We start from the raw sequence: 22,375 nt of genomic DNA, 5'->3' as shown, positions 1-22,375 counted from the left end.
TATGAAACAACTCATTTTACTTGGTGCCTTTTTGTTGTTGGCCAATACTTCCATTGCCCAGCAAATCGTATGTTCCCCCGCTGATAAAAATGCCTTCCAGGCAAAAATCCATGAAGTAAACACCCTAGCGGACCAGGACGACTTTGGCGCTACGCTGGTTGCCATAGGCAAAACCTTTTTGGGAACACCCTATGTGGCCAAAACCCTGGAAGTGGGAGAAAAAGAATCCTTGGTCGTTAACCTGCGCGGCCTGGACTGCACCACCTTTGTGGAAAACGTACTGGTGTTTGGTCTTATGCTCAAGGATGAAAAGCGCGACTTTGATTCCTTTACCAAAACCTTGGAAAAAGTACGCTATAAAGACGCCCGACTGGATGGGTACGCCTCCCGTTTGCATTACTTTTCGGAATGGATCGCGAATAACGGGGCCAAGGGCCTATTGAAGGATGTCACCGCCGAAATAGGCGGTACGGAGAGCAATAAAGACATCAATTTTATGAGCACGCATCGCGAGCTATATCCCTTTCTAAAGGATGATGAGGATAATTTCAAAAAAATAAAGGCCTCGGAAACCGAACTGAACGACCAGGTCATTTGCATCCTGGCACGGGATCAGGTGGCGGTCCAGGAGCATTTGATAAAATCCGGGGACATCATTGCCCTGACCACTTCGATCAAGGGCCTTGACATTACGCACACGGGCATTGCCACTCGCGAAAAGGATGGTCGGATCCACTTGTTACACGCCTCCTCCTCCGGGCAAGTGGAAGTATCCCGTCTTCCGTTGTCGGATTACCTGCAACGGATCAAAAAGAATACCGGCATTATGGTGGCCCGGCCCAATTGAAGTTTTATTCCCTATTCAAACAATAAAGAATACCTCCAAGCAAGTGCTTTTGAAAATTGGGCTCATCATACGAGGCCTTGGTATGGCCTCCTCCGGTATAGAACGCCCTGCCACCATCAAACTCATGGTACCAGGCAATTGGATGGTTTTCCCCATTGGTACCGCCTTCGTAACTACTTTCATCCAAGTTGATGAGCACCTTTAGGTCCGGATTGATATTCTTATAGTTATACCATTCATCCTTGCGGACCCAGGTATCCTCCAAATGTGCCGTGGCCGGATGTGCTTTATCCAAAACGTCCATTTTGGCCTGTCTAACATTGGGGTTGTTGGGATGACTCTCAAAATAGGCGCCTACCAATTTTCCGTACCAGGGCCAGTTGTATTCGGTATCACTGGCCGCATGGATTCCCATAAAACTCCCGCCCGACCTTATATATCCTTCAAAGGACCTTTGTTGATCGTTCCCCAGCACATCCATAGTAGTACTCAAAAATATGACCAGGGCATACTTGTCCAGGACATCGGGATTAAATTGTTCGGCATCTTCGGTATGGGTAATCTCAAAGTTATGGGCTTTGCTGAGTTCTTTCAAGGTGGCCACTCCCTTTTCTATGGAACCATGTCGGTATCCGGCGGTTTTGGTAAAGACCAATATTTGATCTGGTGTGAGCGCGGGCTTTTTGCTAGACATGGCCGTATCCTGATCTTCACATTGCGGTCCAAAGGCCATAAAAAGTGTGCAGACCAAGGCAAGGCCTAAAATTTTCGATACTAATTTCATAGGGTTTTAGGTGTTTTTGTTGTCAAAATAACGTTGTAAAAAGACCAATATTCTTAAAAAAGCTTGTCTTGGTCACCCCTAAAGATAGGGGAGATTTTCGGTATCCGCCAAAACCTTTGTGCAAGAAAGGTTCTAGCCGCCAAGGCATAGCGGTTCTTTGTTTGACCTTATCGTGCGTTACGCTTTTGGCAAATAGGCCTCCGGAATAGGGTTTTCCTGCGATTCTTGGGTCCAGTAGATATTAATGATCCACCAGCGTTCTCCATCATGCAGCAACTGAATGCTATTGATGCCCCGCATAAAAGGCTGGGTATCCGCCTCACTCTTAAAGGCTTCATAGGTGCTGAACACCTGACTAATATTTCCGAAGCTATGTACGGCTCCATGAATTTCCTTTTCAAAGAAACCGTTTTCCACAAGCCATTTTCCCGAACCGGCAATGTAATCGTCCGGCGTCATATACCGAGCAATATACGTGCCCGCTTGGTTTTTTCCAGACGGAATCAGTTTTGCATCCGGGTGGAACAAAAATTTCATGAGTTCCCAATCCCGTTCCTGGCCCTTCTCACCAGAAATCACCGCATAAAGTGTAGCTATGGTACTGTCCATGGTTTGCACCTTATCGGCATACTTTTCGACCGTTGTTTGGGATCTGGCCGTTAGGGCCAAGGCAATTAATACGAGGGTTAGGCAAATTGATTTTTTCATAAGAGTATATTTGAATCCCCCTAAGGTACTATAAGTTTGGTTTAGACTAACCAATATGGGGTTGTTTGTCTCGCACCTGGAACCGCAGCACCGTCTTCAATTTTTCCGGGGCCACCTTTCTAAAATCGGATAGGTAGATTTCCCGGTGGGCTTTTGATGGCCGGATAAGGGTATTCTTTGCGGCAAACGCTTCCATACGCTTAAAACTTTCCGGTTCGTCGTCATAGCTTCCCAAATGCATCATCTGAATGCATTTTCCATCCGATATTTTTTCGAACTTTACCTTATCCAAAAGGGCATGTGGCTTTTTCTTCCAGGTTTGATCCCATATTTTTTCCGCAAACGACGCATCCACAAAGTCGGGCTGCCGGATCATCAGTTTAAAAACCAAATCGTCTTTATCGATGGTACCCTCAAAAGTCTTCTTGGCTTCTTCCTTGATATCCCAGATGCCTTCAAGCGGATAAACCGTATAATCGAAATGACCTTCGGGGGGTAAGCCCTTTTTGGCGCCCATTTTTACCCCGTACGATAGGGCATATAATACGCCTATATATTCAGAAAAGAAATCGCTGTTGGGATTGCCCTCTCCGGCCAGGGTAAAAAATTTGTATTCAGGGATTTCAAGTAGTTCAGGTTCATTTTTTGGGAGGTAGATTCCCTTTTCCCTTTTCCTCCATTCGTGTTTCATGGGTTCTGTGCTTTGCGTTGCCCTAAAGGTATGGCGCATGGGTGACAGCCCTATGTCAACTGTATGGGGTTCCTTTGTTTATTAGGCATTGGTAAGTGACATCAAGTATTTTTTCGGCGTGGTATTGTACTTTTTTTTGAAGGCCGAAATGAAATGACTGGACGTGCTATAGCCCACTTTTAGACCCACCTCGTTTACGTTGTGCCGACCTGTTTCCAACATCTTGCGCGCATATTCCATCTTATAATCGAACAAAAAGCTGTAGACAGAATCGCCGTAGATTTGTTTGAAGCCTTCCTTGAGTTTTTTTAAACTCAGTCCAATTTCCTCGGCCAGTTCGGAGAGGGTTGGTGGCTCTGCCATCCGTGAAATGATAATTTCCTTGGCCTGCCTGATGCGTCTTACGTTGTCCTCGTCTACCAAAAAAGGGCATTGCTCCATATCGGCATCCTCATTTTTGTTGAAATAGAGCGAGATCAGCTCGTATACCTTTCCTTTAATGTAGAGTTCCTTGATGGAAGGATGCAGGTTGTAGTTCATAATTTGGCTAAGGATTACGGCGATGGCCGGACTCACCCCTTCCTGGGCATAGTATTTCTTTTCCTTGTTCGCGGCCGTGAGAAACGGGATATAATCGGCCTCTGCCGAGAACAGTGCATGAAACTTCCTTATGGTCATGACGACGGAAACCATCCACGTATTTGGGTTGAGCTCCACATTCATGGGCAAGTCGATCTGGGTATTGTACAGGAGTAAGGAATGCTCCTCCGAAACGTCCAGGGCATACCGTCCCTGGTTAAATACAAACTTGGCGCTACCCTTAAGACAGAAATGAAACTGGATAAAAGAACTGTCGATCTCCCGGCCTACCTTGCGAACGACCGTACTGTCATTTTGAATCTTTAGGACGTAAAATCCCTCGGCAATAAAAACCTCCTCGAAAGAACCTTGAGCGATATTTTTGGATTCCATTTTTTTCGTTTGTGTTTCTTTTTTATTTAGAACCTTTCTAAATAAATAGATCGGAAAAGCCCGCCCTTGCACAAATTTAGGTATTTTAGTGCAAGTTTTAGCACCAAAACTGCATCTAAACCGATAACGATACTAAAAGTACCTGTAGCGTTGTTTTTTTTGTTATTGAAATGCTATTTTTGAACTCGCATTGTAAAAACCCATATGCAACAATACCATATTTCCAAGCACAGTTCTTTTTACACCATCGGTCTTAACTATAAGAAGGCCGATGCCGAGGTCCGTGGAAAGTTCAGTTTAAGCGAAGCGGCCATGCACACCTTGCTGACACAGGCTAAGAACAACGATATTGATGGCTTGCTCATTACCTCCACCTGCAACCGTACGGAACTCCATGGCTTTGCCCAACACCCCTTTCAGTTGATCAAGTTGCTTTGCGATAATACCCAGGGTTCTGTGGAAGAATTCCAGGAAGTTGCCTACGTCTACAAGAACAAGGAAGCCATAAACCACTTGTTTCGCGTGGGCACAGGTTTGGACAGCCAGATTTTGGGCGATTTCGAAATCGTGGGCCAGCTAAAACAGAGCTTCTACCGCTCAAAAAAATACGGTTTGGCCAATCCGTTTCTGGAACGTTTGTGCAATGCGGTCCTCAGGGCCAGCAAACGAATAAAAACAGAAACCGAACTGTCATCCGGGGCCACTTCGGTAGCTTTCGCTTCAGTGCAGTACATCTTAAGGAACGTTCCGGAAATATCCAGCAAGAACATTCTGCTCTTCGGAACCGGCAAAATTGGAAGGAACACCTGCGAGAACCTGATTAAGCATACCAAGAATTCGCATATTACCCTAATCAACAGGACCAGGGACAAAGCGGAAAGGATCGCGGGAAAGTTCAATCTGATCGTAAAGGACTATGGAGACCTGCAGACAGAAATCAGGTCTGCCGATGTACTTATCGTAGCCACCAGCGCACAGTCGCCCACGATTTCCAAAGAGCTGATCTACACTAAAAAACCCTTGCTGATCTTGGACCTGTCCATTCCCAAAAACGTTTCAGATCAGGTATCGGAATTGGAAAATGTTACCCTTATTCATTTGGACCATCTATCCCAAATGACCGATGAGACCCTGGAAAAACGAAAAAAACATATTCCGCAAGCGGAAGAAATCATAGACGAGATCAAAGACGATTTTATCAAATGGCTGGAGACCCGGAAATTTGCACCTGTGATAAAGGCCTTGAAGCAAAAGTTGAAAACCATGAAGGACGAGGAATTGGATTTTCAGTCCAAAAAACAATTGGGTTTCAATCAAGAACAGGCCGATATTATTTCTAACCGTATTATCCAAAAGATCACCACCCAGTTTGCCAACCACCTCAAAGAGACCGATGTTGATGCCGATAGCAGTTTGGCACTTATCCAAAGGGTCTTTCAACTAGAAGTCGATTCCAAATGAGTAAGCTGATCCGCATTGGCACCCGCGACAGTGAATTGGCACTGTGGCAGGCAAATACGGTTAAGGATATGTTGCAGTCCTTGGGCCATAGGGCCGTATTGGTCCCCGTAAAATCCGATGGGGATAAACTCCTGAACAAACCGCTCTACGAATTGGGCATCACCGGGATTTTTACCAAAACCTTGGATGTAGCCATGCTTAACGGCAGCATTGATATTGCCGTACACTCCCTAAAGGACGTGCCTACGGCCCTACCCAAGGGGATTGTGCAGGCCGCGGTTCTGGAACGGGCCAAGGTGCAGGATATCCTGGTACACAAAGGCCTGGATTTTTTGGATGGAGAAGGCATCATCGCTACCGGAAGCCTTAGAAGGAAGGCACAGTGGTTGAGCAAGTATCCCAGTCACCAGGTAGTAGACCTCAGGGGCAATGTCAATACGCGCTTGCAAAAATTAAAGGATAACGAGGCTTGGAACGGGGCCGTTTTCGCTGTAGCCGGTTTGGAACGTATAGACCTTCTGCCAAAAAATGCCGCCACGCTGGATTGGATGATTCCCGCCCCCGCGCAGGGCGCTATGATGGTGGCCGCCATGGAAAATGATGGGCATTGTAGCGAGATATTGTCCCAGATCAACCATCTGGACACGGAAATCTGCACCACCGTGGAGCGTGAATTTTTGAGAACCTTGGAAGGGGGCTGTACTGCGCCCATTGGGGCGTTGGCCCATATCCATGGTGGCACCCTGCACCTTAAAGGGGCTTTATTCAGCTTGGATGGCCGTAAAAAAATAGTCGTTGAAAAAAATACTCTGGTTGCCAACGCAAAGGACTTCGGAATAGTATGCGCTCAGGAGGTATTGCAGCAGGGCGGAAGCGAGCTCATGCGGGAAATAAAAAATGAAATGAATGTATAACGGTTCCCGTTCCAAAGGGAGAGGGGATGTATGAAACAACAAGATTCTTCGCTTCCCGCCTGCCTGGGGCACGGCGCTCTGACTGACAAACGAGACATAGGGTTAGAACAAGCCCATGCAAGAAATAAAAAATGAAATGAATGTATAACGGTTCCTTCTCCAAAGGGAGAGGGTCAGGGAGAGGGATATGAACAACAAAATCCAAATAGCGCGTCAATTGCGGCAAGAACAAACCAAGGCAGAAAAAAAGCTATGGGATTATCTGCGTAATCGACAGTTTCACTACCTAAAATTTAGGAGACAGCACCCGCTAAAGGAATATATTCTGGACTTCTTCTGTGTAGATTATGGCATTGTCATCGAGTTGGATGGAGGATACCATCAGCAACCTCAGCAGCTAGAAAAAGATGAATTAAGGGATATACATCTAAGACAGTTAGGTTATTATGTGCTTCGTTTTGAAAACAAATTGGTATTCAAACAACCAGAATTAATTTTTAAGGGTATTGAAGATGCGGTAAAAAAACAATCCGGTTTTTACACCGAGCGGAAGAATCAGTTGGAAAAAAGAAAAAAGCTTGGAAATAAACCCCTCACCTCGGTCCTCTCCCAGGGGAGAGGGAGCTATACTGTACTCACCACAAAAAAACTTACGCTTCCACAGCAGGAGTTACTGCTCAATGCGGGGGTTTCCTTTGTGGCCTATGATGCCATTGAAATCGAATATGTCGACTTTGATTTTGACCCACTGACGGAAAACGCCATTTTTACGAGCCAGAATGCGGTAAGGGCTTTCCTGAAAAAAACGGCGCATGCACAGGAAGGTCTCCCAAAGGTTTTGAACTGCTTTTGTGTCGGGGAAAAAACGAAAACATTTTTGGAGGAAAATGGCCAAAAAGTAATAAAAACGGCGAAAAATGCCTTGGAATTGGCCCAAATGATCCTAAAAACCCACAAAACAGCCTCTTTTCTGTTTTTTTGCGGCAACAGAAAAAGGGCGGAACTTCCAAACATCCTGACCCAAAACGATATTGAATTCACCACAGTGGAAGTGTACAGGACCCATTTACGACCCAAAAAAATGCAGGGAACCTATGACGGCATCCTGTTTTTTAGTCCAAGTGCCGTAGAAAGTTTTACCGCTGTGAACGGGCTTCAAAACGCAATCGCCTTTTGCATTGGGGGTACAACGGCCTCGGAAGCAAAAAAACATACGAAGAACATAGTCATTGCCAACAAACCCACCGTGGAAAATACGCTGGTGCAAGTGGTAAAATATTTTAACGCCTCGGCGATGGCCGGGACCAAAAAACAAGAATGAGCTTAAAAAACGATCTATTCCTTAAGGCCTTAAAGGGAGAAACAGTAGACCGCCCCCCTGTTTGGATGATGCGCCAAGCAGGACGCTACCTACCCGAATTCATGGAAATTCGGGAGAAATACGACTTCTTTACCCGATGCAGAACACCCGAGCTTGCTTCGGAAATTACGGTTCAACCCATCCATAGGTTCGGCATGGACGCGGCCATCCTGTTCAGTGATATCCTGGTGGTCCCCCAAGCCATGGAGATCGAGGTACAAATGAAACCCAACTTTGGCCCCTACCTCCCTAGTCCTATCCGGACACAAAAAGATGTGGACGAAGTGGTGGTGCCCAACGTACATGAGACGCTGGACTATGTAATGCAGGCCATACAAATGACCAAGGAAAAATTGCAGGATGAAATTCCACTTATCGGTTTTGCAGGCTCTCCGTGGACCTTGCTGTGCTATTGTGTACAAGGGCAGGGAAGCAAGACCTTTGACCGCGCCAAGGAATTTTGTTTTACGCAACCTGTTGCAGCGCATGGGCTATTGCAGAAAATTACGGATACCACCATAGCCTATCTCAAGGCCAAGGTACAGGCAGGGGTAAATGCCGTGCAGATATTCGATTCCTGGGGCGGCATGTTGTCCCCGGTGGATTACCAAGAATTTTCCTGGTCCTACATCCAACAGATTATAGACGCCCTAAAGGAAGAGGTTCCTGTAATCGTCTTTGGAAAGGGCTGTTGGTTTGCGCTGGGCGATATGGCCAAATCGGGCGCGGCCGCCCTAGGGGTAGATTGGACCTGCTCGGCGGAAAATGCCCGTTACCTCAGCGGAGGGAAGATTACGCTCCAGGGAAATTTTGATCCGGCCAGACTGCTATCGCCTCCGGCGGAAATCAAAAAAATGGTGACCGAGATGATCCATGCCTTTGGCAAGGACCGGTATATTGTGAATCTGGGCCATGGGATTCTCCCCAATGTGCCCGTAGAAAACGCAAGGGCCTTTATCGAAGCCGTTAAGGAATACCGATTGTAGATGAACATCAAGGTCTTGGTAAAGCTGGTAACGTCCAAACATATGGGGAAACTGCTTCGCCTTTGCCTACAACATCCGCTCTTTGTGGGGCCCAGCTTTATGGCCACTAAAAAGTGCGTGAAAATCTCGAACAAGCTATACGGTAATCTGCACCACAAAAACGGTCCGGAGAACGCCTTTCGACATGCATTATGGAATTATCTGATCGCAAAAAAATGCTATCGATGGCGCCCTAAAACGGAGAAAATTCTCTTTTGGACCGCAGCTATTACCCATTTGCACGAGTTGTTCTCGCCCAACAGTGAGCTGGCCAAGGCCATGGACCTACACAATAACAAGGTAGGCAGGGAACTTTTTCTAGCAAACATGGACAAAGAAATAGCCGAGGTTGTACTACTTTTGGAAGAGATGACCCTAGCATCCCAAAAAGTAACCGAACTCGGGGAAATTCGCCAGTACGGTACAAAACTGATCCACATCGTGGAGGTATAAACGGGAAAGATCATTATCATGGAAATTGAACCTTTTACCTTGGACCCACTGCAGCAGGAAGATGCCGCTAGCCTGTCTTTGTTGATGGTTTCGAATGCGGAGCGTTTTGAGCGGTTTTTCCCTAGGACCTTGGCCCAAAATACAAGTACCTCCGATTCCCTTACTTTCATCCAAACCAAAAAAGTGGAGGCGCGAACTAAAAAGGAGTTTACCTTTGCCCTTAGGGATTCTGGAAACAATACTATTGCTGGCTTGGTCATCATAAAGGAACTGAACTGGACCAAAAAACAGGGCGAACTTGCCTATTGTATTGGCCAACGCTATGAGGGCAGGGGTTGGATGACCCAAGCCGTAGGGCGGCTGTCGCGATTGGCGGTTTCCGAATGGGGCCTAAAAACGCTACAAATCATTGTACACGCTGAAAATGTCGCAAGTATTGCCGTAGCAAAAAAAAGTGGTTACCGCTGGCAGCGCACTTTGCACAAGGCGTACACCCCACCAAAAGAACGAGCCTTGGACATGGAACTATATGAACTACACGTATGAAAGACGAGTTTTACAAATACATACAACAATTGCAAGATACCATTACCTCCAAGCTGGAGGCCGTTGACGGTCAGGCCAGTTTTCAAGAAGATCTCTGGAAACGTGCCGAAGGCGGTGGAGGACGCACACGCGTTATAGAAAATGGCAAGGTGTTCGAAAAGGGAGGGGTCAATATTTCGGCAGTGCACGGTCCCCTCCCCAAAAGTATGCAGGCTTATTTTGGGGTACAGGAGGCCGATTTTTTTGCCTGTGGGCTTAGCCTGGTCCTTCACCCCAAAAGTCCCATGGTGCCCACGGTGCATGCCAATTGGCGCTATTTTGAGATGTACGATACGGACGGAAAACTGGTAGATCAGTGGTTTGGGGGAGGGCAAGATCTTACCCCCTATTATCTATTTGATGAGGATGCCGAGCACTTCCATTCCATTTGTAAACGTGCCTGTGATGCCCATCATCCCGATTTTTACGCGGCCTATAAGGAGAAATGCGATGCCTATTTTTGGAATTCACATAGAAACGAGGCGCGCGGTGTGGGCGGCCTGTTCTTTGATTATTGCAAACAAACCGATGAAATGAGCATGCAGGACTGGTACAATTTTGTTGCCGAGGTCGGCGATAGCTTACTGGAAGCCTATGTTCCGATTGTGGAAAAAAGAAAGGACCTCCCTTTTGACCAAGCGCAGCGCGACTGGCAGGAAATTAGGCGGGGAAGATATGTGGAATTTAATCTGGTCCACGATAAGGGCACCCTGTTCGGACTAAGGACCAACGGACGTATTGAAAGTATTCTGATGAGCCTGCCGCCCCATGTGCAATGGCGGTACGATTACCATCCCGAAGCGGGCAGTGAGGAAGATCGTTTGTTGCAGGTATTGCAAAAACCCAAGGAATGGGTGGTCTAGTGTTCGGTTAACAGCTTACAGTTTACAGTATAGTTGATTACAGAAATTATCTGGTTTGGCAAAAATCCGATCAATTGGTTTTGGATGTTTATCCAATCACCAAACGCTTCGCCAAGGACGAGCGGTTTAATTTGGTATCTATAGAACTTAATTTTATGAGCGACGACATTTTTAAAGACCTCTCATCAAAAATTGTACAGATAAAAAAATGCTCGCCTCCCTAATCCGGAAAATTGAAGCAACAATATGACACACAAACCGTACACTTTGAACCGTTAACAGTTAACTACATATGAAACAAAAAATTTATCAGATCGATGCGTTTGCCGACCGTGTATTTTCAGGGAATCCGGCGGCGGTATGTATTATGGATCAATGGATCGAGGATGGGTTAATGCAGCAGGTTGCCATGGAAAACAATTTGGCCGAGACCGCATTTGTCGTAAAAAACAATGATGAGTACCATATTCGCTGGTTTACCCCAGCGGTGGAAGTGGATCTCTGCGGACATGCTACGCTCGCCTCAGCCTATGTTCTATTTCAGTATTACAAGGTCGCCGAGCAGCAGATCCGTTTTTATTCCCATAGGAGTGGGCCGCTCCTCGTGGAAAAGGATGATAAGGGGTATTTGATCATGGATTTTCCTACCGACGAATTGACACCGATCGCACCGCTACCCGAACTAAACGCCGCCTTGGGGAAAACCCCAATGGATACCCTAAAGGGCAAGACCGATTATTTGCTTATCTATGCCAGTCAAAAAGAGGTAGCGGACATGCAGCCCAACTTTTTTGAACTCAGCAGGCTCGATGGCCGTGGCGTTATCGTATCGGCAAAAGGGGACGAGGTAGATTTTGTCTCCCGTTTTTTCGCCCCGCAATCGGGAATCGACGAAGATCCCGTTACCGGATCCGCGCACACTACCCTGACCCCGTACTGGTCCCGACAACTGAACAAGACCCGACTGACCGCTAAACAAATTTCGGCACGAGGGGGCAATCTGCATTGCGAATACCTGGGCGATCGTGTCAAGATTTCCGGGAAGGCCGCACCGTATCTCATAGGGGAAATTGAACTTTGAACCGTAAAAATCAGCTAACTTTGATCCTAAACAGCAACCTATGTACCCACTTATAAGAAACCGTAGACTACGCACCACCAAGGCCATCCGCAACTTGGTACGGGAAACCACCCTTACCCCCCATGATTTCCTGGTACCCCTTTTCGTCGTGGAAGGGAAGGGTGTCAAGGAAGAAATCCCCTCCATGCCCAATTATTACCGGCTAAGCCTGGACCGATTAGGGAAAGAAGTAAAGGAATTATGGAATATGCAGCTTTGTGCGGTGCTCCTGTTCGTAAAAGTCCCCGATGAATTAAAGGACAACAAGGGAACGGAGGCCCTTAATCCAGAGGGTTTAATGCAACGGGCGATCAAGACCATCAAAGAAGCCTGCCCGGAAATGCTGGTCATGACCGACGTGGCCCTGGATCCCTACTCGTCCTATGGCCATGATGGCATTGTGGAAGAAGGACAAATCCTAAACGACGAGACGGCAGAAGTGCTTTCGGAAGTGAGCGTATCGCACGCCCAGGCGGGGGCAGATTTTGTGGCGCCCAGCGATATGATGGACGGCAGGATCCTCAGCATCCGGGAAGCCCTGGAGGAAGAGGGTTTTATCCATACTGGTATTATGAGCTACAGCGCCAAATATGCCAGTGCCTTTTACGGTCCCTTCCGGGATGCGCTGGACTCCGCTCCCGGTTTTGGCGACAAAAAAACCTACCAAATGGATTTTGCCAATCGCTTTGAGGCCATCCGTGAGACACAAATGGACATTGATGAGGGTGCCGACATTGTTATGATCAAACCCGGGCTGTGCTATCTGGATATTGTTCGGGAAATACGGAACGAAGTAGATGTGCCCGTGGCCGTTTACCAGGTGAGCGGGGAATATGCCATGTTAAAAGCCGCTGCCGAAAAAGGCTGGTTGGATCACGATACGGTCATGATGGAGCAATTGGTGGCCATTAAACGGGCGGGGGCCAACATTATCGCCTCCTATTTTGCCAAAGACGCGGTGAAATTACTAGGGTAAACAGATATCCGTGCCCCTGCATTGATAAAATTGGATTATCTTACTTATCCTATTCGAAGACCCAGTGCGCATATCGGCAAATCAATGGGTCAAAACGTGTAACCGTGGACAACAAAGTAGCGTGCCATACCATTATACTGATCGGAATAATTCTGTTCCATAGCTTATGTTATGGACAAAGTACTGCTGCTGAACGTATTGAAAATGTGCCGCTTACCTACGCTTCTCCGCGTGAAGTTGGTCTGGATTCAATCTACATTTACGCCCGTGTAGACTCCATTATGCATCATGCCATCGAAAACAAGGCCTTCCCCGGGGCGCAGTTGCTGGTGGCCCTAGATGGAAAGATCTTTTTTCACGAAACCTATGGCTACCACACCTATGACAGTGTTCAAAAAGTAGGGGTAGACGATCTTTATGATGTGGCCTCGGTCACCAAAATTACCGCCCCCCTGCCAGCGCTTATGAAATTGGTAGACGAAGGAAAATTGAACCTGGATGCGCCTTTCAGCGACTACTGGAGCTCCTGGAAAAGTAAAAGCGAAAAGAAAGAACTAACGCTCCGGGAAATCCTGGCCCATCAAGCTGGTTTGGAACCTTATATCGTTTTCCTAAAAGAGGTTTCCAAAAAACCGGGGAAATTAAAAGCCCGATGGGTTAGGACCGTCGCCTCCAAAAGGTTTGCGCTTCAGGCATACGACCATCTTTTTATTAAACGGGGATTTGTAAAAAGAATGTACCGTAAAATTGACCGGTCCAAGGTGGCAGCAGAGCGGAAATACAAGTACTCGGGATTGAGTTTCCTTCTCTATCCCAGACTGATTACCGAGATGACCGGTATGGATTATGAACAGTATTTGACCCGACATTTTTACCGTCCCTTGGGTGCCCTTACCATGGGCTTTACCCCTAAAACGAAAAATATTGCAAATACGATCGTCCCTACTGAAAAGGATACCTTCTTTAGAAAATCCCTCACCCACAGCTGGGTCCATGATGAGAACGCCGCACTTATGGGCGGTGTCTCCGGAAATGCCGGCCTTTTTGCTACGGCCAATGATCTCGCCAAAATCATGCAAATGTATGTGCAATATGGTACCTATGGTGGTGTTCGCTATCTCTCGGAAAACACGGTCCGTGAGTTCACCAAGGTGCAGTTTCCGGAAAACGAAAACAGACGGGGGCTGGGTTTTGACAAACCCCTGCTCAACAATTCGGAATTATCCATTACCGAGGCCTATCCAGCTCCTGAAGCAAGTCCCGAAAGCTTCGGACATAGTGGTTTTACGGGGACTTTTGTATGGGCAGACCCAAAAAACCAATTGGTATTTATTTTTCTGTCCAACCGGGTCTATCCCACAAGGGACCATCGCAATTTATACGATTTGCACGTTCGCGCCGCTTTGCATCAGGTCTTTTACAAAGCACAATTAACCGGTTCGGGGCGGCTGTGATCTTTTTTTTATCCTTACTTTAGTACTTTAAAGCTTATTCATGGGACTGCTTATCCTTTATGCACTTGTTTCCATCTTTTTTTCCTTTCTATGTTCTATTTTGGAAGCTGTGCTGCTCAGTATCACACCTACCTTTATCAACATCAAGAAAAAGGAGGGAAAGAAATATGCGGCCGGGCTCGAAAAGCTAAAAAAGGATGTGGACAAGCCTTTGATCGCTATCCTCACCTTAAATACTGTTGCCCATACCGTGGGTGCCATTCTAGTTGGTGTACAGGCCAAGGTGGCCTATGCCGAACTTTATGGAAGTTCGGAGCGAATTTTTTTGGGCATCACCTTTACGGAAGACGTCATGGTGGGTGTAGTCTCTACCCTAATGACCATTTTGATCTTGGTGGCCTCCGAGATTATTCCAAAGACCATAGGTGCTACCTTTTGGAAACAGCTGGCCAACTTTACCACCAAAGCACTGAATGTCATGGTCTGGGTGCTGAAATGGACCGGGCTCCTGTGGGTCCTGCAGCTGTTCACCCGACTCATTGGAAGCAAGGAGCACCATGGAAGCGTACTTAGCCGGGAAGATTTTACGGCTATGGCCGATATTGCCCATGAAGAAGGTGTTTTTCAGAAATCGGAATCCACGGTCATCAAGAATTTGCTCCGCTTCGATGAAGTGTTGGCCAAGCACATCATGACCCCTAGAACGGTAATGAAAATTGCACCTGAAAGTCAGACCATCCAGGATTTTTTTGACGGTAATCCGCAGCTTCGCTTTTCACGGATCCCGGTTCATGGGGATAGTATGGATACCATTACCGGTTATGTGCTGAAGGATACCATCATGGAAGAGATTATCAACAAAAAGGGAGGGGTGGCCCTGTCTAGCATAAAGCGGGATATCCTTATCAACAACAGGGATACCCCCATACCCCAACTTTTTGAGACTCTGATCGCCACACGGGAGCATATCTCGCTGGTAGTGGACGAATACGGTACGGTAAGCGGCTTGGTCACTATGGAAGATGTCATTGAAACCCTGCTGGGACAGGAAATTATGGATGAAAGCGACAATGTGGAAGATCTGCAGTTGCTGGCGCGGAAAAATTGGGAGAATAGGGCAAAGCGACTTGGTATAATTGAAGAAAACACGAAGCTGGACTGATGGAAACCGCACATATGGCAACCCCTTTGGGGATCGCAAAATTGGAAGGGGATGAACAGGGCCTTTGCGCTGTTTCCGTTTTGAACAGCGATCTGCCTTTGGACCCCATTATCCCTGAGGTATTGGAGGATGCGGTCTATCAGCTACAGGAATATTTTGAAGGCAAGCGAAAAGATTTTAGCCTTGTGTTGAATCCGCGGGGCACAGCATTTCAAAAAAGGGTATGGGAAGCATTGCAACATATTCCTTTTGGAAGAACGGTCTCCTATCTGGAACTTTCCAAAACATTGGGTGATGTCAAGGCCATCCGAGCCGTAGCGGCGGCAAATGGCAAAAACCCCTTATGGATCATTATTCCTTGCCATCGGGTCATAGGCAGTGATGGCTCCCTCACGGGATACGCAGGTGGACTGCATCGAAAAAAATGGCTTTTGGAGCATGAAAGTCCGGTACAGCAGCAGCGGCTTTTCTAAGTTTATGCACTGTTCGGTCCGCTAATTATCGCAAGTAATCGCACTGGGTTGGTTGCTTTCCGAAATAGCGGCAGACTGTTCAATGGGTTCTTTAAAAAGTACAAAGGTATCAACAGCATGCCCACTGGACCGGGCCGAGATTTCCATAGTATAAATTCCTGGAGCATCAAAGGTCACAAATATATTGTGGGCATTGTTATCAAATGTCCTGGCCTGCCATTTAAACCCAAGATCATTTCCGCTTCGGTAAATCTTGAACCAACCATCACTTGTGGCACCCGCCGGATGGGGTGTTTTACCACTGCCTTTGGGGTATACGATACTATTTCCATTTTGCGCGAAGAAATCATCGGCATCCCCAAAACGAAGCCAGGTATCGTTATGATCAGAACCACTGTTCCCAATAGTAACAGCAGATTTCCAAAGGAACTGGTAGGTCCCGGGATTTTCAATTTGAATCCTAAATTGGGCCAATCCGTTTCCCGGCTGACCCAGATATTGTGTTCCCGACCAAACCATATATCCTTCGCCGGAAAATCCGTCCTCCTCGGTTTTAAGTTCCCAGTCGCCCGGAAAGTCGGCATTTTCGAATTCTACGGAAACCAGTCCGTCTTTTTCGCCAAAAATAAAACTTCCGGGGTCGGTACAGGTATTTGGTTCAGATTCTTCATTCCCTCCCGATCCATTACCATCATTTGTAGGGTCCTCCTGGGAATCTTGCACGTCATTGGGATCCTCCATATCCGAATTGGAACAGGAAAGAGCAAAACACAGGAACATACAGATTGCCACATGCGGAAATTTAACAAGGCGTAGGTAAAGGATAGGAAGATTCATATTTTTAGTGCTTGATATGGTGAAATCTTAATAATACCAACGCATCTTTGCCTTGGATATTGAAAAACAGGACCGACTTTCGATGAACGAACAACTTGTTTACATTGGACGTTCGAATTGTGGGGCACGAGGCCGGATTATCTCTGGTATATTATATTTTGGTTATCTTTAATTGGCGATTAAAACGCACATTTCCTCCCTGCATTAAACTTTTACTGGCTTGCGTTATCCGATTCAGGATTCGTCTCGCTTAAACTAGGACAGTACGTCCTTAAAATGAGCAAACATGTTGCACCGTATAATTTTGGAGGACCTACTATTTTTGGACATAGAGACGGTCCCGGAACAGGAGACCTATGATAAACTGGAAGATATCCAAAAGGAACTTTGGGAGCAAAAGTCCAAGTACCAACGCAAGGATGAATTCACCGCTGAAGCCTTTTATGATAGGGCAGGCATATGGGCCGAATTTGGAAAAATCATCTGCATCTCTGTGGGTTTCTTTAGTAGGAAGGATACGGTCCGGAATTTTAGGGTCACCTCCTACCACGGTGAGGAAATGCAGATATTAAAAGATTTTAAGTTGCTATTGGATACACACTTTAACGCGGCCAAGTATCTGCTCTGTGCCCATAACGGCAAGGAATTTGACTTTCCGTACATAGCACGCCGAATGTTGATCCACGGTATAGACCTGCCTTCCAAACTGGACCTTTTTGGGAAAAAACCCTGGGAAGTTCCCCATCTGGATACCATGGAGCTTTGGAAGTTTGGCGATTACAAACATTATACCTCCTTAAAACTCATGGCCCATGTATTGGGCATAGCTTCGCCCAAAGAAGATATAGATGGCAGTATGGTTCGCGATGTGTACTACAAAGAAAAGGATCTGGACCGTATTGTACGGTACTGCGAGCTCGATGTCATTACCACGGCCCAAATATTTCTTAGATTGCGCAACGATGAACTTCTGGAGGAAACAGAGATAAAGCGGGTCTAGTTTTTGTAGAACTTCTTGGACCGTATTCCATTGAGATCTTCCACGCAGATAATATACAGGCCAGAGGACAGCTGGGTAACGTCTACTTCAGTGTTCTGAAGACTTCCCTGGGCAATGGTCGTCCCGGAAGTATTTAAAATCCTATACCGCGCATTATCGGCAAAACTGTTTCCGTTGAGCCTTATTTTTTCCGTTGCCGGATTTGGATAGACCGAAATGGCCATCTCATCCGTTGCGGTGAGTGGCTCGTTGGCCGATAAAGATCCTGTTTCGGTAGCGCTTCCCGAAAAGGAAAATACCATTACAGGCGTATAGGCCGAGGCAACGTTCTGGGTACAGATGGTTCGCAACTGGAGTTCGTAAACGGTCTCCAAGGTCAGGTTCTCCAGGCTAACGGAAGTAGCTGCGGTAAGGAGGGTCTCCCACTCGGTTTCCCCTTCAGCTTTGTACTGCACTTCAAAAATGGCATCCTCCTGAGGTTCCCAAGTCAATAAAATGCTGTTCTCGTCTGCTTGACCAATGGCGGCCTCCGTAGGAGCTTCGGTCTCGCAATCCACGACCTTGATTCCGGAGACAATGAGGGAAAAATCCTGAAATTCGTGCTGCAGTGTTCCTTTATGGGTAACGCTAATGGTATACGTTCCAGGTTCTGGGCGCTGTAATTCGATGCGCTCATAGGGATCTACCAGATTATCTCCCTTAGTGGCCGGGGCGGCGGCGTTTACCGCGCTTAACTTCCAAGGATAATAGGTTTGGCCGTCTTTGGTGATACGGATATCCAAATCGTTTACCAAAGCGGGCGTAGCATCGTTTACGGCACCTCTATTGATATGGTCCGAGGCAGGATCCGTCCATGAAAGAGAAGCCATTAGGGGAGCGGTCCCATCCACTTTTACGGAAAAGGTGTAGGTCTCGCCTGTTGCCAGGCGCTCTTCGGAAATCTCGGTACTGTACTCCTTGTTCGTGATAATTTCGGCCGCTCTTTTGGTGTTCATTACCCCCCATCCCATTTTATAGTCGGGCCCTAGGGCATCTACATCATCCGCACTGTGCAACACCAATCCTTTTAGGGTGGCGGCCTTCATATAAGCTTGGTACAATTGTTCGTAATACTGTTGCAAGAGCAACATAGATCCGGTGACCCCGGGCGTGGCCAGCGAGGTACCGGTGGAGGTGTGATAACTATCTATTCCTGTGGAGTATGCTGCATAAATATTATTTCCGCCCCCGGCAATGTCTGGCTTTATACGCCCATCATCTATAGGTCCAAAGCTGCTGTAGCCCGCCACGGAAGCCTCCAATAAGGTGCCGTCCTTGGCTATTTTAGTATCTGCCGCGGCAACCGTAATTCCGTTTTTGGCCGTTGCAAAACCCAGAAGCATATCGTATCCATTTGAGGCATCTCCGTATACAGGTGCACCATTGTCCGCAGATTTTTGGGAATTGCCCGCAGCGGTTACCATGATATAGTAGGGCGTATTATACATGATATTGTCCCAATCTTGGGTGACCCGTAGATAGGACCCAAAATACCAATCGGGTACGCGATCTGTTTTGATGCCGTAGGAATGGTTGGACACCAACATGCCGTTGGAAGCTGCTTCCAGGACCTCGATCTTGTCCCTCGTCCAGTTGTTTGTGGTGGCCGTGGCCTTGTGTGCAACGCCCTGGGCCTTTTCCTTTAGCCCGGAAGCGATTAAGGTACCCATGACCATAGTGGCATGGCCATTTAACTCGTTTGTGCCATCGCCAACGCTTGCCCGTCCATTGAACTCCCTATGTGTTGTAAGGGCAATGCCGGCGTCCCAAACACCCAAGCGCATACCCTCCCCATGGATTCCTAGGCCTAAAAGCCCATTGCTGTAGAGGGTGTTTGCCCGCGATACCGTACTTACCTGATCTCCAAGGGTAGTATAGTATATAGGGGTACCATCGGCGGTAATATCCTGAAGCTCCATATAGCTGCCATCCTCCAATTTCTGAAGGGTCCTCCATCCCTTGGACGCAGTGGCCGCCTTAAGTTTCGTTCGCTTCAACTCAAATTCGGTCTCGAATTCCTGTGCCAAAGCGCGAATATCGCTTAGGCTTTGCTTTTGTTGTATTTGTGTAATCCGAAGCTCGGATTGCCCCACAGCTAGGTACGGGACCAAAAGCAGAAATAATAAGATGCTCAGTGTATGCCAGGGTTTCGGGGACTGTAGGTTGTAGCCTATCATAATTATAGTCAAGTAAGATTTGGACTACAATTATATTGTTTTTCTAAAGAAACATCGATAAAATGCTTATTTTTTTCGACGAATTGACAAGAGTTTGTTGTGAAAGTTTTAAAATGTGTAGTCTAGGCACTTTTTTGTATTAAAATTCTTACTAGAATTGGCGAAAGATAGATTTCAAAGGGTCGATGCATCGCTCAAGTATTCAACTTCAACTGGATATAGACCGGAAAATGGTCGCTATACCCGCCCAAATACTTTCGCCCGGCATAGGTCCTGAAGGGCGTTCCCTTGTAACTGCCCTTCCACTGCGTCAGAAAGCGCTCGTCAAAAATGTTGGCATGGGCAAAGCTATGGGTGCCTTTTTGATGGTTGAAGAAATTGTGTGATACAATAATTTGATCAAACAAGCTCCAACTTCTTCTATAGTTGGCGCTTCCCCTAAAGGGCGAATGCAATTTCTCCATGGGATTGTAAAGGGAATCCCTTTGCATAAGGGTCTGTATGCTCTTGGAGGAAGGTTCATCATTAAAATCGCCCATCAGAATGTAGTTGGGGTCAGGAAGTTCGGTCTCCAGTTGCGTCATAAAATGGCCAATGGTCTCCGCCGCTTTGATCCTTTTGTAATCGGTTTCCACATCCCCATCCCTTCGGGAAGGCCAATGGTTCACAAAAATATGTACTTCCTCTTCATGGAATTTGCCCTTTACGTATAAAATGTCCCTGGTGGTATCGCGTTCCCCGTCTTCGTTCTGGATGATCAATGGAATGGGCTCCGAATGCAGCACCTGAAAATGCTCCTTATGATAAATGAGGGCTGTATCTATACCCCGTTCATCCGGGGAATCGTAGTGCACATAGGCATAGTCTGTCTTCCTTAAGGGTTCTGCCCCCAACAGGTCCTGCAGGACCTCCGCGTTTTCCACTTCGGCCACCCCGATCAAAGCGGGAGGCTTTCCACTAGACGCTAGACCCACCTTGGAAAGGGTCTTTGCCAATTTGTACAGCTTCTTCCGATAGCGTTTTTTGGACCATTTCTTTATCCCTTTAGGGGTAAAATCGTCATCGAGGGTATCCGGGTCGTCCACGGTATCAAAAAGGTTTTCCAAATTGTAGAAGACAATGCTATGAAGACGGTTGGTTCTTTTCCTCTTAAGAAATGAAAAAAGCATACTTTTTAGGCTTGTGGAACTAAAATACAAAATAGCTTGGCCAACATTCACTAGATTTGCACTTTAATTGAATTCCATGTTAGAGCAGAAAGCCATCGTATATGAGAAGGCCGTACTTATCGGCGTTATGAACAGGCAACAAAATGAGGAGCGGGTAAAGGAATATCTGGATGAGCTGGAATTCCTTACCTATACCGCCGGTGGCGAGGTGTGCAAACGTTTTGTACAGCGCATGGAACTCCCCAATCCAAAGACCTATATCGGTAGTGGTAAAATGGAGGAGGTAGAGGCCTACGTGGATGCGCATGAAATTGGATCCGTCATCTTTGATGACGAACTTTCCCCGGCCCAGCAGCGCAATATAGAAAAGCAGTTGCGGTGTAAAATCCTGGATCGTACCAGCCTTATATTGGACATCTTTGCGCAAAGGGCACAGACCAGCTATGCCCGCACCCAGGTAGAACTGGCCCAATATGAGTACCTATTACCAAGGCTTACCGGGCTATGGACCCACTTGGAGCGCCAAAAAGGGGGTATTGGTATGCGCGGTCCCGGGGAAACAGAAATTGAAACGGATCGGCGTATTGTGCGCGACCGGATTTCCTTGCTTAAGAAAAAGCTGCTGAAAATAGACCGGCAGATGGAAACCCAACGCGGCAATCGTGGCGCCCTCGTCCGAGTGGCCTTAGTGGGTTATACCAATGTAGGGAAGTCTACACTGATGAACGTTATCAGCAAAAGCGATGTCTTTGCCGAAAACAAGCTTTTTGCCACTTTGGATACCACGGTGCGCAAAGTGGTGATCGGGAACCTTCCCTTTCTGTTAAGCGATACCGTAGGCTTTATTCGCAAGCTTCCCACCCAATTGGTGGAGAGCTTTAAGAGCACCCTCGATGAAGTAAGGGAAGCCGATCTATTGTTACATGTGGTGGATATCTCCCATCCCAATTTTGAAGAACATATCGACTCGGTCCGTAAGATCCTGGATGAAATTGGTTGTGCCGATAAAAAGACCATTATGGTATTCAACAAAATCGACCAATATACCCATGATACCATAGACGCTGACGATCTGATCACCGAGAGAACAAAAAAGCACTTTACCATTGAGGAATGGAAACGGACCTGGATGCAAAAGTTGGGGGATTCCGCTATTTTCATATCGGCCCTGAACAAAGAAAACCTTGAAGAGTTTCGCAAGCGGGTCTATGCCGAGGTCAGGGACATCCACGTAAGCCGTTTCCCGTACAACAATTTCTTATACCCGCAAAATCTGGATGAATACTAAATATCGGTAATGCAAAA

At 46.9% G+C, this 22,375-nt stretch carries 22 protein-coding genes; 15 read left to right on the top strand and 7 right to left on the bottom strand.

What is annotated here, in order from left to right; genetic code table 11:
• Position 1: 1 nt before the first annotated feature.
• Positions 2-847, top strand: coding sequence for an N-acetylmuramoyl-L-alanine amidase-like domain-containing protein (locus ACRD67_RS00820; protein WP_430965052.1), 846 nt, complete (start codon positions 2-4; stop codon positions 845-847).
• Positions 848-851: 4 nt separating this feature from the next.
• On the opposite strand, the gene ACRD67_RS00815 is transcribed toward ACRD67_RS00820, so the two are convergent.
• From ACRD67_RS00815 to ACRD67_RS00800, 4 genes are all read right to left on the bottom strand, one after another.
• Complete coding sequence (locus ACRD67_RS00815; RefSeq protein WP_430965051.1) at positions 852-1,631, bottom strand: ThuA domain-containing protein; 780 nt, start codon at positions 1,629-1,631, stop codon at positions 852-854.
• A gap of 177 nt (positions 1,632-1,808) precedes the next feature.
• On the bottom strand, positions 1,809-2,339 hold the full coding sequence (locus ACRD67_RS00810; protein WP_430965050.1) for a hypothetical protein: 531 nt from the start codon (positions 2,337-2,339) through the stop codon (positions 1,809-1,811).
• 46 nt (positions 2,340-2,385) lie between these two features.
• Complete coding sequence (locus tag ACRD67_RS00805; RefSeq protein ID WP_430965049.1) at positions 2,386-3,030, bottom strand: GyrI-like domain-containing protein; 645 nt, start codon at positions 3,028-3,030, stop codon at positions 2,386-2,388.
• Positions 3,031-3,111: 81 nt separating this feature from the next.
• Positions 3,112-4,002: an AraC family transcriptional regulator gene (locus tag ACRD67_RS00800; RefSeq protein ID WP_430965048.1), complete on the bottom strand. Its 891-nt coding sequence runs from the start codon at positions 4,000-4,002 to the stop codon at positions 3,112-3,114.
• Positions 4,003-4,206: 204 nt separating this feature from the next.
• Here ACRD67_RS00800 and hemA point away from each other — a divergent pair, with 204 nt between their 5' ends.
• From hemA to ACRD67_RS00740, 12 genes are all read left to right on the top strand, one after another.
• Complete coding sequence (hemA, locus tag ACRD67_RS00795) at positions 4,207-5,463, top strand: glutamyl-tRNA reductase (protein WP_430965047.1); 1,257 nt, start codon at positions 4,207-4,209, stop codon at positions 5,461-5,463.
• Positions 5,460-6,377, top strand: coding sequence for a hydroxymethylbilane synthase (gene hemC / locus ACRD67_RS00790; RefSeq protein ID WP_430965046.1), 918 nt, complete (start codon positions 5,460-5,462; stop codon positions 6,375-6,377). The genes hemA and hemC overlap by 4 nt, the downstream gene beginning before the upstream one ends.
• A gap of 187 nt (positions 6,378-6,564) precedes the next feature.
• The gene (locus ACRD67_RS00785) at positions 6,565-7,698 is read left to right on the top strand and encodes a uroporphyrinogen-III synthase (protein ID WP_430965045.1); all 1,134 of its coding nucleotides are present in this window, start codon (positions 6,565-6,567) and stop codon (positions 7,696-7,698) included.
• Entirely contained in the window at positions 7,695-8,723 is a 1,029-nt protein-coding gene (gene hemE, locus ACRD67_RS00780; RefSeq protein ID WP_430965044.1) for a uroporphyrinogen decarboxylase, read from the top strand. Before ACRD67_RS00785 ends, hemE begins: the two co-directional genes overlap by 4 nt.
• On the top strand, positions 8,724-9,215 hold the full coding sequence (locus ACRD67_RS00775) for a DUF6973 domain-containing protein (protein WP_430965043.1): 492 nt from the start codon (positions 8,724-8,726) through the stop codon (positions 9,213-9,215).
• A gap of 18 nt (positions 9,216-9,233) precedes the next feature.
• A complete protein-coding gene (locus tag ACRD67_RS00770) occupies positions 9,234-9,761 on the top strand; it encodes a GNAT family N-acetyltransferase (protein ID WP_430965042.1) in 528 nt (175 codons plus the stop codon).
• Positions 9,758-10,663, top strand: a complete 906-nt coding sequence (gene hemF, locus ACRD67_RS00765) for an oxygen-dependent coproporphyrinogen oxidase (RefSeq protein WP_430965041.1) — start codon at positions 9,758-9,760, stop codon at positions 10,661-10,663. The genes ACRD67_RS00770 and hemF overlap by 4 nt, the downstream gene beginning before the upstream one ends.
• Before the next feature lie 292 nt (positions 10,664-10,955).
• Positions 10,956-11,744 carry a PhzF family phenazine biosynthesis protein gene (locus ACRD67_RS00760; protein ID WP_430965040.1) on the top strand — a complete coding sequence of 263 codons (789 nt, stop codon included), beginning with the start codon at positions 10,956-10,958 and terminating at the stop codon, positions 11,742-11,744.
• Between the two features lie 40 nt (positions 11,745-11,784).
• On the top strand, positions 11,785-12,759 hold the full coding sequence (hemB, locus tag ACRD67_RS00755) for a porphobilinogen synthase (RefSeq protein ID WP_430965039.1): 975 nt from the start codon (positions 11,785-11,787) through the stop codon (positions 12,757-12,759).
• A gap of 104 nt (positions 12,760-12,863) precedes the next feature.
• Positions 12,864-14,213, top strand: a complete 1,350-nt coding sequence (locus ACRD67_RS00750; protein ID WP_430965038.1) for a serine hydrolase domain-containing protein — start codon at positions 12,864-12,866, stop codon at positions 14,211-14,213.
• Positions 14,214-14,253: 40 nt separating this feature from the next.
• The gene (locus ACRD67_RS00745) at positions 14,254-15,375 is read left to right on the top strand and encodes a CNNM domain-containing protein (RefSeq protein WP_430965037.1); all 1,122 of its coding nucleotides are present in this window, start codon (positions 14,254-14,256) and stop codon (positions 15,373-15,375) included.
• Entirely contained in the window at positions 15,375-15,848 is a 474-nt protein-coding gene (locus tag ACRD67_RS00740) for a methylated-DNA--[protein]-cysteine S-methyltransferase (RefSeq protein ID WP_430965036.1), read from the top strand. The genes ACRD67_RS00745 and ACRD67_RS00740 overlap by 1 nt, the downstream gene beginning before the upstream one ends.
• Positions 15,849-15,869: 21 nt before the next feature.
• Here ACRD67_RS00740 and ACRD67_RS00735 read toward each other — a convergent pair whose 3' ends face one another.
• Entirely contained in the window at positions 15,870-16,685 is an 816-nt protein-coding gene (locus ACRD67_RS00735) for a hypothetical protein (RefSeq protein WP_430965035.1), read from the bottom strand.
• Between the two features lie 286 nt (positions 16,686-16,971).
• Here ACRD67_RS00735 and ACRD67_RS00730 point away from each other — a divergent pair, with 286 nt between their 5' ends.
• Positions 16,972-17,685 (top strand): 3'-5' exonuclease, encoded by a 714-nt coding sequence (locus ACRD67_RS00730; RefSeq protein ID WP_430965034.1) that lies wholly within the window; start codon positions 16,972-16,974, stop codon positions 17,683-17,685.
• Here ACRD67_RS00730 and ACRD67_RS00725 read toward each other — a convergent pair.
• The gene (locus ACRD67_RS00725; RefSeq protein ID WP_430965033.1) at positions 17,682-19,901 is read right to left on the bottom strand and encodes a S8 family serine peptidase; all 2,220 of its coding nucleotides are present in this window, start codon (positions 19,899-19,901) and stop codon (positions 17,682-17,684) included. The two genes, ACRD67_RS00730 and ACRD67_RS00725, sit on opposite strands and share 4 nt — an antisense overlap.
• Positions 19,902-20,095: 194 nt before the next feature.
• Positions 20,096-21,070, bottom strand: a complete 975-nt coding sequence (locus ACRD67_RS00720) for an endonuclease/exonuclease/phosphatase family protein (protein ID WP_430965032.1) — start codon at positions 21,068-21,070, stop codon at positions 20,096-20,098.
• Between the two features lie 76 nt (positions 21,071-21,146).
• Here ACRD67_RS00720 and hflX point away from each other — a divergent pair, with 76 nt between their 5' ends.
• Positions 21,147-22,358: a GTPase HflX gene (gene hflX / locus ACRD67_RS00715; protein ID WP_430965031.1), complete on the top strand. Its 1,212-nt coding sequence runs from the start codon at positions 21,147-21,149 to the stop codon at positions 22,356-22,358.
• Positions 22,359-22,375: the final 17 nt, after the last annotated feature.

This window comes from Eudoraea algarum, assembly GCF_050589645.1.
Lineage (GTDB): Bacteria > Bacteroidota > Bacteroidia > Flavobacteriales > Flavobacteriaceae > JBNGOQ01.
Note: the sequence above shows the minus strand (reverse complement) of the source record. Positions and strands in the feature narration are given on the sequence as shown.

Excerpts from the sequence above, each read along its gene's own strand:
- ACRD67_RS00820 (WP_430965052.1), top strand. The coding sequence starts at position 2 with ATGAAACAACTCATTTTACTTGGTGCCTTTTTGTTGTTGGCCAATACT.
- ACRD67_RS00815 (WP_430965051.1), bottom strand. The coding sequence starts at position 1,631 with ATGAAATTAGTATCGAAAATTTTAGGCCTTGCCTTGGTCTGCACACTT.
- ACRD67_RS00810 (WP_430965050.1), bottom strand. The coding sequence starts at position 2,339 with ATGAAAAAATCAATTTGCCTAACCCTCGTATTAATTGCCTTGGCCCTA.
- ACRD67_RS00805 (WP_430965049.1), bottom strand. The coding sequence starts at position 3,030 with ATGAAACACGAATGGAGGAAAAGGGAAAAGGGAATCTACCTCCCAAAA.
- ACRD67_RS00800 (WP_430965048.1), bottom strand. The coding sequence starts at position 4,002 with ATGGAATCCAAAAATATCGCTCAAGGTTCTTTCGAGGAGGTTTTTATT.
- hemA (WP_430965047.1), top strand. The coding sequence starts at position 4,207 with ATGCAACAATACCATATTTCCAAGCACAGTTCTTTTTACACCATCGGT.
- hemC (WP_430965046.1), top strand. The coding sequence starts at position 5,460 with ATGAGTAAGCTGATCCGCATTGGCACCCGCGACAGTGAATTGGCACTG.
- ACRD67_RS00785 (WP_430965045.1), top strand. The coding sequence starts at position 6,565 with ATGAACAACAAAATCCAAATAGCGCGTCAATTGCGGCAAGAACAAACC.
- hemE (WP_430965044.1), top strand. The coding sequence starts at position 7,695 with ATGAGCTTAAAAAACGATCTATTCCTTAAGGCCTTAAAGGGAGAAACA.
- ACRD67_RS00775 (WP_430965043.1), top strand. The coding sequence starts at position 8,724 with ATGAACATCAAGGTCTTGGTAAAGCTGGTAACGTCCAAACATATGGGG.
- ACRD67_RS00770 (WP_430965042.1), top strand. The coding sequence starts at position 9,234 with ATGGAAATTGAACCTTTTACCTTGGACCCACTGCAGCAGGAAGATGCC.
- hemF (WP_430965041.1), top strand. The coding sequence starts at position 9,758 with ATGAAAGACGAGTTTTACAAATACATACAACAATTGCAAGATACCATT.
- ACRD67_RS00760 (WP_430965040.1), top strand. The coding sequence starts at position 10,956 with ATGAAACAAAAAATTTATCAGATCGATGCGTTTGCCGACCGTGTATTT.
- hemB (WP_430965039.1), top strand. The coding sequence starts at position 11,785 with ATGTACCCACTTATAAGAAACCGTAGACTACGCACCACCAAGGCCATC.
- ACRD67_RS00745 (WP_430965037.1), top strand. The coding sequence starts at position 14,254 with ATGGGACTGCTTATCCTTTATGCACTTGTTTCCATCTTTTTTTCCTTT.
- ACRD67_RS00740 (WP_430965036.1), top strand. The coding sequence starts at position 15,375 with ATGGAAACCGCACATATGGCAACCCCTTTGGGGATCGCAAAATTGGAA.
- ACRD67_RS00735 (WP_430965035.1), bottom strand. The coding sequence starts at position 16,685 with ATGAATCTTCCTATCCTTTACCTACGCCTTGTTAAATTTCCGCATGTG.
- ACRD67_RS00730 (WP_430965034.1), top strand. The coding sequence starts at position 16,972 with ATGTTGCACCGTATAATTTTGGAGGACCTACTATTTTTGGACATAGAG.
- ACRD67_RS00725 (WP_430965033.1), bottom strand. The coding sequence starts at position 19,901 with ATGATAGGCTACAACCTACAGTCCCCGAAACCCTGGCATACACTGAGC.
- ACRD67_RS00720 (WP_430965032.1), bottom strand. The coding sequence starts at position 21,070 with ATGCTTTTTTCATTTCTTAAGAGGAAAAGAACCAACCGTCTTCATAGC.
- hflX (WP_430965031.1), top strand. The coding sequence starts at position 21,147 with ATGTTAGAGCAGAAAGCCATCGTATATGAGAAGGCCGTACTTATCGGC.